15 protein-coding genes and 3 pseudogenes are annotated in these 15,646 nt (G+C 36.5%); 11 read left to right on the top strand and 7 right to left on the bottom strand.

Annotation, left to right across the window (positions count from 1 at the left end; genetic code table 11):
- The first annotated feature begins 1 nt into the window (after position 1).
- Positions 2-1,465 (top strand): hypothetical protein, encoded by a 1,464-nt coding sequence (locus M1D84_RS16285; protein WP_268414752.1) that lies wholly within the window; start codon positions 2-4, stop codon positions 1,463-1,465.
- Between the two features lie 390 nt (positions 1,466-1,855).
- On the opposite strand, the pseudogene M1D84_RS16280 reads toward M1D84_RS16285, so the two are convergent.
- A pseudogene (locus M1D84_RS16280) lies at positions 1,856-2,030 on the bottom strand (tyrosine-type recombinase/integrase); the annotation flags it as partial.
- A 120-nt stretch (positions 2,031-2,150) separates the two neighbouring features.
- Between M1D84_RS16280 and M1D84_RS16275 the strand changes: the two are divergent.
- The 3 genes and pseudogenes from M1D84_RS16275 to M1D84_RS16265 all read left to right on the top strand — a co-directional run.
- Positions 2,151-2,290, top strand: a pseudogene (locus tag M1D84_RS16275) (hypothetical protein); the annotation flags it as partial.
- 149 nt (positions 2,291-2,439) lie between these two features.
- Complete coding sequence (locus M1D84_RS16270) at positions 2,440-2,985, top strand: HAD-IIIA family hydrolase (RefSeq protein ID WP_008346879.1); 546 nt, start codon at positions 2,440-2,442, stop codon at positions 2,983-2,985.
- Positions 2,986-3,239: 254 nt separating this feature from the next.
- Positions 3,240-3,317, top strand: a pseudogene (locus M1D84_RS16265) (hypothetical protein); the annotation flags it as partial.
- Between the two features lie 187 nt (positions 3,318-3,504).
- Here M1D84_RS16265 and M1D84_RS16260 read toward each other — a convergent pair.
- On the bottom strand, positions 3,505-4,068 hold the full coding sequence (locus tag M1D84_RS16260) for a GNAT family N-acetyltransferase (RefSeq protein WP_008346769.1): 564 nt from the start codon (positions 4,066-4,068) through the stop codon (positions 3,505-3,507).
- Positions 4,069-4,282: 214 nt separating this feature from the next.
- Here M1D84_RS16260 and M1D84_RS16255 point away from each other — a divergent pair, with 214 nt between their 5' ends.
- From M1D84_RS16255 to M1D84_RS16240, 4 genes are all read left to right on the top strand, one after another.
- Complete coding sequence (locus tag M1D84_RS16255) at positions 4,283-4,795, top strand: GrpB family protein (RefSeq protein ID WP_008346767.1); 513 nt, start codon at positions 4,283-4,285, stop codon at positions 4,793-4,795.
- Between the two features lie 223 nt (positions 4,796-5,018).
- Positions 5,019-5,222, top strand: a complete 204-nt coding sequence (gene cspC / locus M1D84_RS16250) for a cold shock protein CspC (RefSeq protein WP_008346765.1) — start codon at positions 5,019-5,021, stop codon at positions 5,220-5,222.
- Between the two features lie 344 nt (positions 5,223-5,566).
- Positions 5,567-7,171 carry a PPC domain-containing protein gene (locus M1D84_RS16245; protein WP_008346763.1) on the top strand — a complete coding sequence of 535 codons (1,605 nt, stop codon included), beginning with the start codon at positions 5,567-5,569 and terminating at the stop codon, positions 7,169-7,171.
- Between the two features lie 34 nt (positions 7,172-7,205).
- On the top strand, positions 7,206-7,589 hold the full coding sequence (locus M1D84_RS16240; protein ID WP_008346761.1) for a hypothetical protein: 384 nt from the start codon (positions 7,206-7,208) through the stop codon (positions 7,587-7,589).
- A 122-nt stretch (positions 7,590-7,711) separates the two neighbouring features.
- On the opposite strand, the gene M1D84_RS16235 is transcribed toward M1D84_RS16240, so the two are convergent.
- Positions 7,712-8,761: an NAD(P)-dependent alcohol dehydrogenase gene (locus M1D84_RS16235; RefSeq protein WP_008346759.1), complete on the bottom strand. Its 1,050-nt coding sequence runs from the start codon at positions 8,759-8,761 to the stop codon at positions 7,712-7,714.
- A 195-nt stretch (positions 8,762-8,956) separates the two neighbouring features.
- Here M1D84_RS16235 and M1D84_RS16230 point away from each other — a divergent pair, with 195 nt between their 5' ends.
- Complete coding sequence (locus tag M1D84_RS16230; protein WP_008346757.1) at positions 8,957-9,358, top strand: MerR family transcriptional regulator; 402 nt, start codon at positions 8,957-8,959, stop codon at positions 9,356-9,358.
- 43 nt (positions 9,359-9,401) lie between these two features.
- Here the strand turns inward: M1D84_RS16230 and bglS are convergent, their stop codons facing one another.
- The 3 genes from bglS to M1D84_RS16215 form a co-directional block, all read right to left on the bottom strand.
- Positions 9,402-10,130 (bottom strand): beta-glucanase, encoded by a 729-nt coding sequence (bglS, locus tag M1D84_RS16225; protein WP_044335107.1) that lies wholly within the window; start codon positions 10,128-10,130, stop codon positions 9,402-9,404.
- Positions 10,131-10,341: 211 nt separating this feature from the next.
- Positions 10,342-10,977, bottom strand: coding sequence for an FMN-dependent NADH-azoreductase (locus M1D84_RS16220; protein ID WP_008346753.1), 636 nt, complete (start codon positions 10,975-10,977; stop codon positions 10,342-10,344).
- Positions 10,978-11,004: 27 nt separating this feature from the next.
- The gene (locus M1D84_RS16215) at positions 11,005-11,388 is read right to left on the bottom strand and encodes a tautomerase family protein (RefSeq protein ID WP_008346751.1); all 384 of its coding nucleotides are present in this window, start codon (positions 11,386-11,388) and stop codon (positions 11,005-11,007) included.
- 123 nt (positions 11,389-11,511) lie between these two features.
- On the opposite strand from M1D84_RS16215, the gene M1D84_RS16210 reads away from it, so the two are divergent.
- Positions 11,512-14,028, top strand: a complete 2,517-nt coding sequence (locus M1D84_RS16210) for a helix-turn-helix domain-containing protein (RefSeq protein WP_175580542.1) — start codon at positions 11,512-11,514, stop codon at positions 14,026-14,028.
- Positions 14,029-14,106: 78 nt separating this feature from the next.
- Here M1D84_RS16210 and M1D84_RS16205 read toward each other — a convergent pair whose 3' ends face one another.
- Positions 14,107-14,823 carry an alpha/beta fold hydrolase gene (locus tag M1D84_RS16205; protein WP_225315572.1) on the bottom strand — a complete coding sequence of 239 codons (717 nt, stop codon included), beginning with the start codon at positions 14,821-14,823 and terminating at the stop codon, positions 14,107-14,109.
- Positions 14,824-15,017: 194 nt separating this feature from the next.
- Between M1D84_RS16205 and M1D84_RS16200 the strand changes: the two genes are divergently transcribed.
- Complete coding sequence (locus M1D84_RS16200) at positions 15,018-15,593, top strand: TetR/AcrR family transcriptional regulator (RefSeq protein WP_206698596.1); 576 nt, start codon at positions 15,018-15,020, stop codon at positions 15,591-15,593.
- Positions 15,594-15,646 lie beyond the last annotated feature (53 nt).

Raw genomic sequence — 15,646 nt, 5'->3', positions numbered from 1 at the left:
TTTGGATGTCATATTATATCTTAAAGAAAAATTTGACCTTTCAATTGTCAAAACATCTGAAGATTTTAATAGGTGCGAAGTTTATATAAAAATCGATTATGAAACAGCAGAAGAGAATCTGGGTTATTTGGAGGAATTTTTTTCTCGTGTAAATGAAAGGGATAAGGTCGTAATTGATCTTAAAGTGGATGGTAATACATTAGAGTCTGCACGGAGTACAGAAGAATTAGATGATTTGACCGATGTGATTAAATATGCAGCTAAATCGAGTAATGAGTCAGAATGTATTGTCGTTGTTACAATTAAAAAGAAAATTGTTGATGATTCAATTACTGTTTATAATTTTAATTCTTTTAGAGAATATTTAAGTAAACTGAATTTAAAAGCGACGTTTTCAAAACTAAATGAGTTAATAAAGCAAAAAAACAGATTAAAATTTGAAGTTCAAAATGAGGGAATTGAAGGTGGTACAAAAAGCTTTTATTTCTCTTCAACAAATAACTTTCCAAGCGAATTTTTATTGGAAAGAAATGAAATAACTTCTTTTAGAAATAAAATTAGTAACATTATTAACAATAATGCATTAGATTTAGTACCAGAGGATTTTAAATTAATACCAAATTCAACTGGTTTAGGGAAAATGGAAGAAATGTTCAATGATCTTTATTTAATATACTCATTTGCTTTTCTTGCTAATAAAGTCATTATGTTTAGCAATGACACAAACAGTGTTGATTTAGAGTTTTCAGGGCATAGAGACTTAACCTTCAAATTAAACTATAAAGATATGTCTGTAGATGCTGATATTGTAACTTCAATATATCAATGGGTTTATGGGGGATTTCATCCGTTTGAAAAGATTGGTTTAGCCAGAGATACAATTACAAAAGATTGCAAGATAGTAGAAGGAGAAATTAAACTTGATGAGGAAAGTTTCAGCTCATTGCAGACTAGTTACCAAATGTTCCAAAAAGAAAATTTGGAAGAGTATCTAAAGGCTAAAGATACATTATCTGAAATGCTTATTTCTTTGACTAATCAAACTAGCCAAATAGTAAGTGGTTTGGCTAACTCTTTAAAAAGTAATCAGTTGTTGATTATTACTTTTTTTACCTCAATTGTTATATTGAATGCATTCTCAGAGGGACGATTTGAAGGGATCTTCACAAAAGATATCACTGTCATTTCATATGCCATTTTATTAATATCATTTTTCTTTTTATTATCTTCAAAATGGTATGCATGGATGGAACACCATAGATATAAAGTGCAATATAAAAGACTTAAGAAAATGTATAAGAATATTTTAAGCCGAGAAGAAATCAAAGAAATCTTTGACTCCGATGAGCCTTATATGGAAGATTTAAGATTTGTGAGCTTTAAGATTTGGTTATTCACTATAACTTGGCTTTTGGAAATTCTGATAATTTTGGGAGTAATACTATACTTAAAAATCTGCTTTTAACTTCTCAATTTATTTAGGAAGTTTTAGCAGATTTTTTAAGTTCATAAGGTATAGGTTAAATTAATACACATCGATTTCAAAGATATTGTAATATAAAATTATAGACATGTTAAGAATGACCAAGAAATGTCCAAACTAAGTGAATACAAATGTAAGCTAACCAAATTAGGATAAATAAATGTAATACCATCAACTTTTCGGAAGTGACAACTTTTATGCTCTGGGTTGAGGGCCTAGTGGGTGAATAACCCGTGGAGGTTCAAGTCCTCTCGGCCGCATCTAAAAAACCAAAGGTGGTAGACCTTTGGTTTTTTTATTTTTTATAACTTCTAAATGAATCTGTCCACTGATCTTAAGTAAGTGGGCTTTTTTTGTTTGAGGTTGATATTTTTATATAATGTCATCCAATTTTTCTTCAGCCATAGCCTTTTGTTTGTTAGGAAATAAGTGAACATATACGTCTATTGTTGTCCGAATAGAGGCATGTCCTCTTTCTTTGATTGTATAATATTCTTCTTCTTGAAATTAATAAAGCAACATGAGAGAGCCTAAGATCATGCAGCCTAGCCTTATTTTCTTTGTTTTGGGCTCTATTAGTACATGATGTTCTCCATTAATAAATGTTGAGGCTTTGTTGACATCAATTTCTTTCTTATATCTATCGTGGTCTATTTTGTCACAAGAGTTTGCTGAATATCGTTACACATTTTACAAGACAAGTTATTTGCTGGATGGTCTAATGACGAGCTTAAAAATTTATATTGAGAAGCAAAAGATAAAAGGGTGTTACTTCGTGTAGCGTCCTTTTTATCTTGGAAAGAATGAAACAAATTGAAAAGAAGAAGAGTGGAAAAGATTTTAATTGTATTAGGGGACTTTGATAATAAATATTTATGATAAACTGATGTCATCAAAATTTTCTAATTGAAATGAATCTTAACGTAGGAGCAGTTGCTAGATAATGGAGGTATAACATGAAACAGATAGAAGCAATTTTTTTAGATAGAGATGGAACAATTGGTGGTGATGATACTATTCATTATCCCGGAAAATTTGAACTCTTTCCTTATACAGCAATTCAAATCAATAAACTAAAAAAAGATAATGTGAAAATATTCTCTTTTACAAATCAACCTGGTATATCAAGTGGATTTGCTAAAGTAGAAGATTTTAAAGAGGAATTGAAAGGTTTTGGTTTTGATGAAGTATATATATGTCCACACGGTCATAATGATGGATGCTCTTGTAGGAAGCCTGGCATAGGAATGTTAATGGAAGCTCAACAAAAACACGATTTAACTCTCGAAAATTGCGTCGTAATTGGGGACCGTTGGAGTGATATTGTTGCAGCTGATAAAGTAGGAAGTATTAAAATTTTGGTTAGAACTGGGGCTGGTGAATATTCACTTCGTGAACACTTTGATAAATTAAGTGGGATTAAAATAGATTATATAGCCAATGACCTTAATGATGCTATAAACTGGTTGTATAAAAATTCTTGTTTAAATAATCAAGTGTAATATTACCCTGCTAATGAGAGCTGTCAATACAAACAAGGTGTTTCAACATGTAGCATCTTTTTTTGAAATAAAAAGGTTACGAGTCCTTTCATAAACAGAGTGTTGAGGTCGTTGGAATTAAGGTAAACCAGTAGAAGTGATGGTGACGGAATTAAAACAGACCGAACTATGAAAAATGACAAGAAACATGAAAGCTAACCAGGGGGAAATTGCTTAGAAATCTATGAATGGAGAGTGAATCGAATTGCTCCATAAAAGAAAAACAAAAAGCACCTCGTGACCGGTCGAAGCTGATTGCAGTTACATTGTGGTCTTGTGTTGGGAGCCTGCTGCTGAAAACTTTCTGTCAGAGTTTATTAATGAAAACACCAGATTATGAAGAAGTAAAGGCAATAAGGACAAAGTTAGAGGAGTAGACCCACTTATCAAGGCCAAAATTAAAAAACATAGCATATAATTAATATGCTATGTTTTTTCTTGTTACACTAATGCACCCATTACTTTAATTGCTACATAAGGTTATCTTATGATGGAATAAAAACAAGTGTCAGTCAGCTTGTTGCCATCTGCGGATAAATCATCATTTCTTAAAGTGCCTTCAAATACAAAGCCAAGTTTTTCTGGGATAGCCCGACTTTTAAGGTTTGTAGATTCACACCTTATTTCAATTCTTCTAAATTTGATATTGTTTAATCCGAAGTCAGCTAATTTCTCCACTGCTTCTGTCATATATCCATTCCCACTAAATTTAGTATTTACCCAATACCCAATCTCACATTTAGGAATGGTCCAGTCAATCCTCTGAAGGCTAGTTGTCCCAATGAAGTGATTGCTGTTTTTATCAAAAATAAGAAAACGGAAACTTTCCCTCTTTAAAAAATTGATATGAGCATTTCTTAAATTGATCTCTGTTTCTTCAGCAGTAGGAAGTTTTTGAGCGAATGGCAACCACGCTTTTAATTCAGAAAAGGAATCCTTTATTGCTTGGTTTACAATTTTCCCGTCTCCTGTTTGGTGTGGTGCTCGAAGAATGAGTCTTTCTGTTTCTAACTGTAAAGGAATATCTAACAATAAAGGGTTCATTTCATTTCTCCTCTCGGAATTTTATATTTTAGCGTGTATGGAGAGTATTTAGTTCATACTGTTCGTTGTCAATTTATTGTAGCAGATACTTGATCGATTCTTTAGAATATGAAGGTGCATCTTAAGTAAGTGGAATTTTTGTTTGAGATTGTTCTCTGTTTAGTTATTTAAAATTTCCAACTGAACAACAAAATCATAAAGTGGGGTTGAGTAAATGCTTGGATTACCAAGAGGGGAAGTTTTTTTAGTTCCTTGGTTTGCTGAATGGGTCAAAGAATTTGATATGGAAAAGAAACGAATAGTAGAAGTTATCGGTCAGTACATAGTGAATGTCCACCATATAGGAAGTACAGCAGTAAATGGTTTGAGTGCGAAACCCATTATTGATATAGCGATCGAAATCAATCATTTTCTTGACGGAGAACAGTGCGTAACAGCTTTGCAAGGGCTGGGTTATTCTTATAGAGGGATCAATGTGTTACCTGAAAGACACTATTTCAGTAAAGGAGAACCACGTACACATCAAATCCATATGTATCAAACGGGCAATAGATATCTACTCGAACAAATAAATTTTAGGGATTACCTGAGAAGTAACGAACTAGCAAGAAGTGAGTACCAACAGCTTAAACTTAACCTAGCAAATGTAAATAAAAATGACAAACACAAATATGCAGAGGGAAAAACAGAATTTGTTAAGTCGATTTTAGATAAAGGTTCTCTTTAGGTGCTGAAAAAATTGATTTTATGCACAAGAAAAATCGCTGCAAAGAAGAGTTTCTTCTTTCTAATCAACAAATTGCAATTATTACCGATTCATGCTATAATGAAAAGTAATTATTTTTGTTCGGCGTAAAGGATAGTATGAAGATTGACTTTTCGTCTTGAGGGTACTTTGGGCAAGGATAGTATAATACATTGTGTGGTAAACGCACGAGGAGGCAACAATCATGGAACAAGGTACAGTAAAATGGTTTAACGCAGAAAAAGGTTTTGGATTTATCGAACGTGAAGAAGGCGACGATGTATTCGTACATTTCTCAGCTATCCAAGGCGACGGATTCAAATCTTTAGACGAAGGTCAAAAAGTATCATTTGACGTAGAGCAAGGTTCTCGTGGAGCTCAAGCTGCTAACGTTCAAAAAATTGCTTAATCTTCATTCTTTTAAAACAGGTTCTCTACGGAGAGCCTGTTTTTTTTGCATGAAAAAACCCTACTCAACGTACAAGTAGGGAGATGGTACAAGGTATTCGTAAAAATTTCATGCTTCAAAGGTTAGTTTAGTATAACATACTGGATTGACAATATGCGGAATTTCCATAAATTAATTTCTTTTATTTTCTTTATAAAGCGGACTGTTCAGTCATTCTGTTATTAAGAAAGATTGAAATGAAGTCATAATTTACTTATTAATCAATTAAATGAATATTTTTCCGGAGTGGAATATGGTAAAATCATTATGTTCTTTCTATAAAAATTGGAAATGTGGTGAATATATTGAAACGTATTTTGGGATCTTTTGTTTTTATATTTATCTTCAGTTTTTCTTTTGTTTTATTCGCAAGTGCAGAAGAGGTGAACATGTCATCTGGAGTCTCCATAAATGGAGAATTGAAATCCAAAAGTTCAATGAACCGATACAATTTTACAACGAATGCTGATGGAGAAGTATACATCAGGCTAGATAAGGCATCTGCCTCTTTTAGTATTACTCTATATGATTCGAAAGGGAATAAGATAGATTCTAATGAATCTTCATTTCCTGGTGAAGCTCTGGTTATCGATAATAAATTGAAAAAAGGGAATTATTATATTGAAGTTATGCCCAGTGAATGGGAAGGCGTAACTAAAGGTACATATCAACTAAAGGCGACATATCCAGGTGCTTTTAAGCGTAATTTAACAACCTTTGAACCAAACGACACTTTTGAAACAAGCATGAAGGTATCTAATGGTACCTATTATAAATCAACGATTGATAGTGAAATTGATAAGGATGTTTATCAGTTCACTTCCAACAAAGATGGTGAGTTATATCTTACTTTAGATCAGGAAACATCTGAATTAGAAGTCACTGTCTATAATGAGAACAAAAATGAAATTGTATCTGACTATACGTGGAATGCTGGAGAGAATATTGTCATTCACGAAAATATAAAAAAAGGAACCTATTATGTCAAAATAAAACCATACACCTCTAATTGGGAAGGAATATCAAATGCTAAGTACCGACTTAAAGTGACGTATCCAGGTTCTTTTAAAAGAGATTTAAATACTTACGAACCAAACGACACGTTTGAAACAGCAAGTCCGCTCATCTCAAATCAATATTACAAATCAAAGCACGAATCGGATTTGGATAGAGACGTATATCAATTTTCAACAGTGAAAGATGGAAAAGTGAAGATTAATCTAGATAAAATAACAGAAGGAGCCTCTATCGCTTTATACGACAAGAACGGTAATGAAATCACTAGGGAATATTTACCTGATATCTTTGGGACAAGTCCAGTTATTGATTTAAATCTAAAAAAGGGCAAATACTATATTGTTGTTGAGCCTAGACATTGGGATGGTGTATCCAGTCAAACATATCGTTTAAAAGCATCTTATCCAGATAAAACACCAAGCATAAACACAGTAACTGATCAATCAACAAATATCGTAGGTAATGCGGAAACGAATGCCAAAGTTTTCGCATATATTGGTCAGAAAAAATTAGGCTCTACAAATGCAAAAAAAGGGAAATATTCAATCAAAATTCCTAAACAAAAAGCTGGAACTTTAATCACTGTGTATTTAGTAGATTCTAATGGAGCGAGAAGTGGCAGTAAAACAATAAAAGTGTTAGATAGAACGCCTCCCGCTATACCAAGTGTTAATAAAATCACAAAAAATACAACGGTTATAACAGGTAAAGGTGAAAAATATGCTACAGTGTACGTTTATCATAAAAACAAGAAGTTAGGAACTGCAAAATTAAATAAAAATGGACAATTTAAAGTGAAAATAAAAAAACAGAAGAAAAATGCATTGATAACCGTTTATTTAAAGGATGCTGCCGGAAATAAGAGCAAATCTAAAGTGGTAAAGGTTTATTAGTGGACAATGTAAGACAACTTAAGGAGATATTGAAATGCTAAAACGATTCTTATTTATTTTTTCAACGCTCCTCATGGCGATTGCAGTATTGTTCATCGCCGCAAAGGATTCACCGGGTAGGAACACGATTTCGTTAGAGGACCCATTACCATTTATGCTGTCAGTAGGGATGGTGGTTTTCTTATTTATTCCTCCTTTGGTGATGTCGTTTTTTGATCATATTGTGGTTAGAGTAATATCTGGAATCTATCAATGTTTTATTGTGTTCTCATTCCTTGTCTTAATCCCTATAGGCTTTTTTATTCCGAACGGGGGAATGACTATTTTGATTTCAATTTTAGGCTTTTTGGTTAGCTTGTCCAGTATGGTCGTTACATTTATGCGAGGTCATCATAAAGAAAAAGGAGTTAGCATATAGCGATCCATAAAAAAGCCACGACTCAATAGAGAAGTGGCTTTTTTTACGTTTGATAAAAAATCATAGAATTCTCTTCGGTCAGTCATAAAGTAATAAAATACTGCCATTTCAAAGAATATCAATCATAACGTCGAAATATCAATCACAAACCGGTAACGCACATCACTTTTCAGCACCCGTTCATACGCTTCATCAACTTGATTAGCGTTGATGACTTCAATTTGTGGTGCGATGTTGTGAGCAGCTGCGAAATCGAGCATTTCTTGTGTTTCTTGGATGCCGCCAACGAGTGAACCAGCAATGCTGCGGCGGCCGGAAATTAATGAAAAGACGTGGAATTGATCCGGCTTAGGCGGTGCACCGACGTTCACCAAGGTTCCATCTACACGGAGTAAGGACAAATAGGCATCCACATTAATGTTGGCAGAGACCGTATTGAGAATAAGGTCGTACTGACCGGCTAGTGTCTGAAACGTATCAGGATCACTTGTAGCAAAGTAGTCTTTTGCGCCAAATGACAGTGCTTCTTCTTTTTTATTCAAAGAGCGGCTCAACACCGTCACTTCAGCACCTAGAGCGCTCGCGAATTGAATGGCGACATGACCGAGTCCGCCCATTCCGACGATAGCAACCTTTTTACCAGGACCTGCCTTCCAGTGCTTTAATGGTGAATAAGTTGTAATGCCAGCACAGAGAAGAGGGCTTGCGGCATCAAGAGGCAGTTGATCAGGAATGCTGACGACAAATCGTTCAGTTACGACAATTTTTTGACTGTAGCCGCCATAAGTCGGCTCCCCGTCATAGTCACGGCTGTTATACGTTTGGACGACTCCTTTTGTGCAGTACTGCTCGTCTCCATTTTGACAATATTCACAGGTGCCGCAGGAATCCACAAAGCAGCCAACGCCTACACGGTCTCCGATCTGAAACTTCGTCACATCATCCCCTACAGCTGCAACGACCCCAGTAATCTCATGACCTGGAACCATCGGGAAAATGCCGCCGCCCCATTCATCAAAAGCGCTGTGGATATCTGAATGACAGATCCCGCTAAATTGAATATCAATTAAAATATCATGTGGACGAAGTGCTCTTCGTTCAATGGTCGTCCGTTCAAAGTTTGCTTTGGCGTGTGATACACTTAAAACGTTTGATTGGTGCGTCTGACACATTCTTGATCATCCTTTCAAAAATAAGATTCGATTCTTTCTTCTATACTGTACGTCTTAAAGTGAACTCTAAGTCAATAGAAAACCCTCTCCAGGCTTTTAATATAAGAATTGAGCCAAAAGCATCTTGCTTTCTTTTTCAAAATGGAGATGATGAGGAAAGGGAGATCGGAAGGTAAGAGAAAGAAGGAGGGTACAATGAAAATAGCACAAGCAGCAAAACAGCTCGATTTATCCACTGCGACACTTAGATATTACGAAAATATTGGTTTGATTAGGGAAATCAAGCGTGACGATCATGGGATTCGTGATTATACAGAGGATGATCTTCAATGGATTGAATTTATCAAGTGTATGAGAAATGCAGGGCTCTCAATTGATGCGCTTAGAGAATATACAGCCTTATTTTTTGAGGATGATGATCATACGTTATCTTCGCGAAAAAACATTTTGGTCAATGAACGAGAAAGACTCGTCCAAAAACAAAAGGAAATCGAAGAGACCATTAAACGATTGGATTTCAAAATAGAAAGTTATGAAGATATTATCCACAATCATGAGAAAAAACTCGCCCATCAGCTGAAAACTCATTCTAATTAAACGAAGAAAAACCTGTGACTTGTCACAGGTTTTTTTGATAGAGTTATCTTTTTGTGTAACGCACCCAGTTATAATGTGCGTGGAGCGGGGTAACACCGTTGTAGGAGCCGAGCCATTCATCGACACCTGCACCATTCCACAGGTTCATCATAATTTTCCCTGGTGTTTGAGGAATTTGAGTGGTGGCGGTATGTTTTAATTGTCCATCGACATACCATTTAATAGAGTTTGGCTGCCAGTCAAATGCATACGTGTGATAAGAGTTCGCTGCATCGAAACCAAGGTTGACGATCTTTTCATGATTTCCTACACCATTGGTATAGTAGTTAAACTGTACCTTTGTCGTATCTTTTCCTAGAAATTCAATGTCAATCTCATCCCAAGGCGTGCCATCAGTCGGTCCCGTATAAGTGAAGAAAGAAGAGACGATCCCCACATTTTTGGCTGGCTTCATGTTGACTTCATATAGCCCATAGCCGTACGTTTGAACGGAGCGGTTTTCTCCGCAGTCAAACTTGTTATAGGCAGGACTTGTGAGCGATAAACGCATTTCACCTGATGATGTCATCGACACGTTATTTGCACGCCACGTACAGTTAAACATGTTTCCATTCGAGTATCCATCGGCTTTTTGCCATAACCCCGTATTATAGTTATTAAAAGGTTCATAAAACGATCCACCCGTTTGTGCCGAGGCACCCGCTGTAAATGTGGACAAACTCAAGACTAATCCAGTGACAACCAGCATCAACATTCGTTTCATACGGTACATATTCGCATTCTCCTCTCCTTTTATGGAAGCGCTTTCTTTATTGATCATACATGATTCTTTCAAAAGGGAAAATCGGTCTAATATATGATATTAAAAGAGACTTTTTGATAGATTCTTCTCTTCTTTCATGAGAAGTTATGAAAGAGAATAGTATAAACAGAAAAAGGCCAAAAACTCATAAAGGATAGTTGAGTTTTTGGCCTTTTTTATTTTAAAAAACTTTTGCTTTTTCTTTAGCTTGATCAACTGCCGCTGTTTTAATCTCTTCGGCTAAATGGGGTGTGTAAGACATGCCTTCTACTAAGATCTTGTCAAAGGAAGTTACACCGATGAAGTTTAAAACGGTTTGTAAGTGTCTGCTGCCAATTTCCTTGTCCTGCTGGGGTCCGGTCGTATAGATGCCCCCGCATGCCTGAATGTGAATTGCTTTTTTGTTATTTAATAGTCCAATAGGTCCATGTTCCGTATATTGAAAGGTTTTACCACGCATACAAATGGCATCAATGTAGGCTTTCATGACAGGTGGATGTGAAAAATTCCACATAGGATTGACGAACACGTACTTATCGGCCTGACAGAATTGATCAAGCAAATGTGCAAGGGCCTCTAGTTTTTTCTGATGATTTGGCTGTAATTCGTCAAATGATTGTCCAGATTGCAGCTTTGCCCAAGATTCAATCACATCTTGATCAATTTGCGGGATGTCTGTTTTATATAAATCAAGGCGAACCACTCGATCTTCTGGATGTGCTTCTTGATAGGCGCTGATGAATGCTTCTCCAACAGTTAAGCTGTATGATTCAGAAGGACTGCTTGGGTGTGCGGTAATATATAAAAGGGTACTCATAATGTTTCTCTTCCTTTCAAATGTAGTTTAAAGAGCAAATTGTGCAATTCCGTCTCCATAAGACCAGTTATCCTGGGTTACTTCGATCAAATTGATAAATAGATCTTCTGTTCTTACGTTGGCGGATTGGTGCAATTGTTTGCTTAATTCTTTATAAAATTCCTTTTTCATTTCTGTTGGACGGCCAATATTTAAAAATATTTGTACGATCAACAATTCGTCAGATCGTTCAATTTCTAAACAAGTCGGATGAAAATTGAAGTTTTCTTTCTCGAGTTCCTCTATAATTAAAAAACGATCATCACTAGGAACCTTTAGATGGTCAACAATGACCTGTCCAATTATGTCTCTTATTTCGTTTTTAGCCTCAAGGGAACGACCTTTGATCATAGATACACGGGTTAAAGGCATATTCATCACTCCTATTTGTTTGATGGGTACATGATGATGTTACCGCTAGAGAGGAATTTTAAGAATGTAGGTTAGTTCGTGTTTGTTCGTCTGAATAAAAGAAAATTGAATCTGGGTGATAAAATGACAAACCATGAAGCTTGGATTGATCAACTCATAAAACAATTAAGGACAAGACCGGCCCGTAATGCCAGTACAAAAATGAGGCAGATCGATTTAGCAAGGTTGATCGGTGTAGATACTAGAACTGTACAGTTATGGGAAAACGGTGACCGTATGCCAAGTGTAACGAACTTAAAAAAGCTCATTTATACCTTTTTGATAGAAGAAAAGTTTATAGAGGGTCAAGAAAAACAAGAAGCTCAACACCTTTGGGGAGCAGCAAAACGAGCGTTTGAGGCAAATTCTTTATCAAACCGCTCCTTTCCTTCATTCGATGATGTTTGGTTTGATCATCTGCTCACTCAGCCTGAGATAAGTGATCTGAACCTGATTGACACGCCAACGGAGACTTTACATACAGCTTCATTACAAACTGTGATGGGAAAAAGAATGGACCACTTTATCGGCAGAAACAAGGAAATAGAGGATCTACATCGTTTTCTAGCGACGCCTCAATGTGTAACGATTGTAGGTCCTGGAGGAATTGGCAAGACATCTTTAGCGATGAAAACAGCACAAACTCTGTCAAATCTATATGAAGATGGTATGTATGTATTGGAGCTCTCCTCACTTCAAGATGCAGCTTTATTCACACATTTTCTTTATTCACAGCTTGAAATAAAAGAAAGATCCAATCAGCCAGAATTACAATCAATCCTCGAGTTTATCGGGCATAAGAAACTATTGTTCATTTTTGATAATTGTGAACACCTAATTCAAAAATGTGCGGAACTCATTGATCAGCTTCTGTCTGCTGCACCAAATATCAGTATTATCGCAACGAGCCAGGAGCCGTTAAATATTCAGGGAGAGCGGGTATATCGGCTTTCTCCATTAACAAAACCAAAGAAAGATGAAAGCTATCAGATGGAACATCTACTAGAATTTGAAGCGGTTCGTCTTTTTATTGAACGTGCGAAATCCATTGTTCCTGATCTCGTTATCTCTCAACACAATATACAACTCATCGCTGATATATGTACTAGGCTGGACGGGATACCATTAGCTATTGAATTAGCTGCTTCCCGTCTGAATATTTTGACACTAGAACAGATCCTAGAGAGGTTAGATCAATTGCTCTCCTTCCTAACACAAGGAAAACGAACGGCAGCCCCGCGTCAACAGACTTTAAAGGCTGCGATTGAATGGAGTTATCAATTGCTGACACAAGAGGAGCAAAAATTACTTAGAAAAATAAGTGTGTTTGTAGGTAGTTTTACTTTAGAGGCCGTTGAAGAGGTTTGCGGATCATCTTCTCTAATAGAGGGAAAGAGTGACGAAGTGTTACATTTGGTTTCTAGCTTAGTGAATAAGTCATTGCTTTCGATTGAACAGTCAATTGACGGTCGTCGAGTGAGGTACTTTTTATTAGAAGGAATTAAACAATATGCACAAGAGCAGTTCAATGCATTAGAAAGTGAGGAATGTAGAAAAGTCATTCGTTTTCAATATGTGACGTACTATCAACAGTTTGTTCTTGAAATGGATAAGAAGTTTAGAACATCAAGCCGAGATATTATTCTAGCATCCATCAGAGATGAATATGCTCATGTTCTTCATATCCTCACATCCTGCTATGCACAGACTAATGAACAAGAGAAGAGAATAGGTTTGAGTATAATTGGGGCGATGTATTGGTTTTGGGTGCATGAAGGCAGCACAGATGAAGGAGCCCTTTGGTTTGAGCGTTTTCTTAGTGTACTGCCAGCAGGTGATGGGCATGATTCATTGCTGGCAAAAGTATATCATGGACAAGGCGTCCTGCTCTTTATTTTGGGGCAGGATCATCAGTCACTGATCAGTGCATCTAAAAGTTTAAAAATAGCCCGGAAATATAAAATGTCTTCTTATATTTCATCTTCTCTGCGCTTAATGACCTATATATCTTTAAAGACTCACTCCTTAGAGACAGCCGAACGTTATATTAAAGAAAGCATAGAGGTAGCTACAAGGGCAAAGGATGTATGGAATATAGCTAGTTCTTATAATGCGTATGGTTTGATTCAAATGAAGCAAGGAAATGATGAGCAAGCAGCTAAACTGTTCAAGAGCAGTATTGAGTACTTTGAAGAAGTAAACGATAAGTGGGAGCTGTCAGCACCATATGAGAACCTAGGTTATCTAGCTTTGAAACAAGGTCATACTAAACAATCTATTTTGTATTTTAAAAAGGTCCTGATGCTGGGATTAATGTATCAAGGTGCGTGGATTTTCACTCGTGGATTAATAGGAATCATTCTTTCATTAGTGGCAAGACAATGCTATCACGAAGCAAGTATCATGATTGGCGTGTTTCAAAAAATAAATAGAGCTTCATTTCAACAGCCTGTGACTGAAGATTATCAACAGGCACTCATTCTTATCAGACAGAACCATGATCACCATCTGATAGAAGAAGCAGTAAGGTATGGGGAACAGCTTCATAAGGAGGAGCTCATCACATGGTTGGTTGAATATGAGAATAAGACAAAGGGCTAAAATAAAGATCATTTAGCCCTTCATCAAATATCTGAAAAGGTCATTGTCTAAGGCCTTTTTTGTATGCTATTTCATGTTTTACTGTGGCTGGGCAATGTCAACTAGGCACTCCACAAACTCTTTCTTTCGCGAGTAGAAAGGAAAATGATCAGCATCAAGGGTATAAATACGTTCAAAAGATCTAGTGGCATACATCTGTCTTTGCAAGTCAATCGGAATGGAGCGGTCTTTTGTTGTTTCAATATATACGCTAGGCACATGTCCAAAGCGTATATTTGTTAGAGAGACCTTATCTTCAAAAGGCTGAACAGGCTGTGGGCGTATATTCCTTTTGAACAATCGCAGATCTTCCTCCGAACTTTCGTTGAGCATATCCTCTGCAATGAATTCTTCTATTAATGTAAGGGTCTGATCCTTTTCGTTCAACGCTGCTTTAGGACCACCTGATGCAATATCACTGACGGCTTGTCCATTCTCTGGGACAAAGGCGCAGACGTATACAAGTTTTTTGATCTTCTCTGGTATTTCCTCTGCTGCTTGTGATATGACCATTCCGCTCATACTGTGTCCTACTAAAATGACAGGCTGGTCTATTTTTTCAATTGTTGAAACAACTTTTTTTACATAGCTTTTTAGTGATACGTCCTGTGGAGGCGTAACATCTTCGCCGCTGCCAGGTAAATCAATAGCAACTACTTTATGACCTTTTTGTTGAAGAGCAGGTGTTATTTGGTCCCAGCACCAGCCACCTTGAAATGCACCATGAACGAATAGGAATGTATTCAATGAGATCACCTCTATTGTTTGATGTAACTATTATAGTTACACTTAGAAATACAGTCAAATGATATCGATTAAAAAAGAATGATTGACAAAGCGGACAGTTGTCCGTAAGATAATACCGTTACAATTGTCCTAAAGAGAAGCAAAGAAATTTGATTTAACACATAGAGATACGTGCAATGTGGATGAAGGTAAAGAAGGTGAGCATGGTGGAAAAGGATATTGGGGAGGAAATTGAAGAGATCGCATTCTCCTTGTTTCAAGAATTTGGTGTAGAAAATGTCAGCATGCATAAAATTGCGAAAACAGCTGGTGTTGGGCAGGGCACTTTATACCGCCGCTACGCCAATAAAAGTGATTTGTGCCTTTCTATCCTTGGGGAGAGATTTGAACAGCTGATCCCAGCTTTGCATCTTTACTTGAGCAAAATAAGTGATCAGCCGGTCCGTGAACGTTTGCGCTACGTTCTCGAAGAAATTCATCTGATCGTCGGTCACCATTTAGACTGGATTCGAATGCTCACAATCTCTGGGAATTTAGAGCAGACAAGTAAAGTGTATGAGAGTCATTACAGTCAATCACTTAGACAAATCATTCGTGATTTGCTTGAAGAAGCGAGAGAAAAGGGAGAAGCGAACATACAGGATATAGAACTGACAACGTTATGTATGTCCTCTCCAATGACGCCTGAGCTCATGTTTTATATACATGAATCTGGCTATTCAATCGAAAAAATTGCTCAATTTGCTGCAGAAAAACAGATTTTATCCGTCTTTCAATAGACATGAAAGTGGCTCATTTCTGACCACCCTGACTTCCTAAGGTTCATCTAAAT

The sequence above is a fragment of the Bacillus sp. PK5-006 genome, from assembly GCF_054161415.1.
Note: the sequence above shows the minus strand (reverse complement) of the source record. Positions and strands in the feature narration are given on the sequence as shown.

Excerpts from the sequence above, each read along its gene's own strand:
- M1D84_RS16240 (WP_008346761.1), top strand. The coding sequence starts at position 7,206 with ATGCTAAAACGATTCTTATTTATTTTTTCAACGCTCCTCATGGCGATT.
- M1D84_RS16270 (WP_008346879.1), top strand. The coding sequence starts at position 2,440 with ATGAAACAGATAGAAGCAATTTTTTTAGATAGAGATGGAACAATTGGT.
- M1D84_RS16230 (WP_008346757.1), top strand. The coding sequence starts at position 8,957 with ATGAAAATAGCACAAGCAGCAAAACAGCTCGATTTATCCACTGCGACA.
- M1D84_RS16215 (WP_008346751.1), bottom strand. The coding sequence starts at position 11,388 with ATGCCTTTAACCCGTGTATCTATGATCAAAGGTCGTTCCCTTGAGGCT.
- M1D84_RS16255 (WP_008346767.1), top strand. The coding sequence starts at position 4,283 with ATGCTTGGATTACCAAGAGGGGAAGTTTTTTTAGTTCCTTGGTTTGCT.
- M1D84_RS16210 (WP_175580542.1), top strand. The coding sequence starts at position 11,512 with ATGACAAACCATGAAGCTTGGATTGATCAACTCATAAAACAATTAAGG.
- M1D84_RS16260 (WP_008346769.1), bottom strand. The coding sequence starts at position 4,068 with ATGAACCCTTTATTGTTAGATATTCCTTTACAGTTAGAAACAGAAAGA.
- M1D84_RS16235 (WP_008346759.1), bottom strand. The coding sequence starts at position 8,761 with ATGTGTCAGACGCACCAATCAAACGTTTTAAGTGTATCACACGCCAAA.
- M1D84_RS16200 (WP_206698596.1), top strand. The coding sequence starts at position 15,018 with ATGGTGGAAAAGGATATTGGGGAGGAAATTGAAGAGATCGCATTCTCC.
- bglS (WP_044335107.1), bottom strand. The coding sequence starts at position 10,130 with ATGTACCGTATGAAACGAATGTTGATGCTGGTTGTCACTGGATTAGTC.
- M1D84_RS16220 (WP_008346753.1), bottom strand. The coding sequence starts at position 10,977 with ATGAGTACCCTTTTATATATTACCGCACACCCAAGCAGTCCTTCTGAA.
- cspC (WP_008346765.1), top strand. The coding sequence starts at position 5,019 with ATGGAACAAGGTACAGTAAAATGGTTTAACGCAGAAAAAGGTTTTGGA.